This window comes from Poinsettia branch-inducing phytoplasma str. JR1, assembly GCF_000309465.1.
GTDB classification, from domain to species: domain Bacteria; phylum Bacillota_I; class Bacilli_A; order Acholeplasmatales; family Acholeplasmataceae; genus Phytoplasma; species Phytoplasma pruni.
Window position 1 is genome coordinate 1 of the sequence record NZ_AKIK01000031.1, and the last position, 1372, is coordinate 1372.

Below are 1372 nucleotides of genomic sequence, written 5' to 3' on the forward strand. Positions count from 1 at the left end.
TTTATAAATAATAATCCTATAAAAATTATTAAATAGATATAAACTGTTCTATTAAATTGTTTTTTTACTTTAAACACGAATTAAAACTCCTTTAATTTTATTTTATTACCAGTCGTCTTTTTGCCGATTTTTTATTTCAGCTTCTTTGACTTTATTATAGTTATGTTTATCTTTAAAGATGGATAAAGTTTTGCGGATAGGGTTAAAGTGGAGGTGGAAGTCAGTTAGTTCGAAATTATCATTATGAATGAAAGCATCACCAAGGTAGTAGTCTTTGTCTTCTTGTAAGAAATGTTTTGGGCCTTTGTATTTCAGGATTAATTTGTTATTACCTGGGCCTTCGTGTTGTTGTTTTTCGAAGTTGATGTAAAGAAATAATTGGCTGTCGTCTTTTTTGTCAAAGTGTGCGTATTCGAAACCGTCTATAAAACCAAAATTTTCTGAAGTTGCCCCTCTTTTGTTCCAACGGTCGAAAGGGTGACGATCTTTGATGTAACAAGCCAGGTTGGTAGGTTCGGTTTGGGATTCTAGGCGGTCCAATATTAAGCTTTGATTTATTTTAATTAGTTCATTGCGATTTTTCATGATTTTTTGTGATAAATTATCTAATTCAGGATTATTAGGTGAACGATTCATATCTATAGCTTTATCATTTAAATAACTTTGTAAGTTTTTTTCTTCAGCCTCTGTTTCTAATGATTCGCGTTCGCGAAATAATTGTTCTGCTTTCAGTTTTTGTTGTTCATAATATCCAACCCCATTAAGGCCGTCAAAGGTGTATTTGGCTTTAATCATTGTACATTTTTGATTATCGTCGTACCATTCTTCAATGTTTTCAAATTTAGTTTCTTGAAAGGTAGGAATTGGATCTTTAGGGATTTTTATGACTCCTGTTTCAGTTAAGATAATAAAACCAATAAGAGCTACCACAAGAAAAATAATTATTAATAAAAACCATTTGATTATTTTTTTAATTTTGATCATAATTATTAATTCCTTTGGAATAATTTTTAATATACACGTATTCTAACATATTTAGCTTTTTAATTAACCTTAAAACCATTTACGGAACCAAGAAGTTACTGGTTTTATAATTTTATTATTAATATTTGTACGTATAGGTTGGAAAGATCCTTGCCAGGTGTTTTGTTTGTCTATGATTTTTTCAAGTTTTGTGTATTCAGTGGTTTTGGCGGTTAATAGGATATTTTTTTCTTTTAAAACAGTTTTAGTTTGTTGATGGTTTTTTTGTTCGGTTTTTAGTTTTTCTTTTAGGGTTTCGATTTCGTGGCGGAGTTCGGCGTTTTCTTGGAGATATTTGCCTGAAGCATTCTCTAAAGCTTTGATTGTTCCTTCAAGTATAGAGTAGGTG

Annotated in this window: 1 protein-coding gene and 1 pseudogene; both read right to left on the reverse strand. The window is 30.2% G+C overall.

Features of this window, described 5'->3' with window-relative positions; translation table 11 throughout:
• Positions 1-105: 105 nt before the first annotated feature.
• Positions 106-984, reverse strand: a complete 879-nt coding sequence (locus tag ON17_RS03810; protein ID WP_017191590.1) for a hypothetical protein — start codon at positions 982-984, stop codon at positions 106-108.
• Positions 985-1053: 69 nt separating this feature from the next.
• Positions 1054-1372, reverse strand: a pseudogene (locus tag ON17_RS00815) (ATPase); the annotation flags it as partial.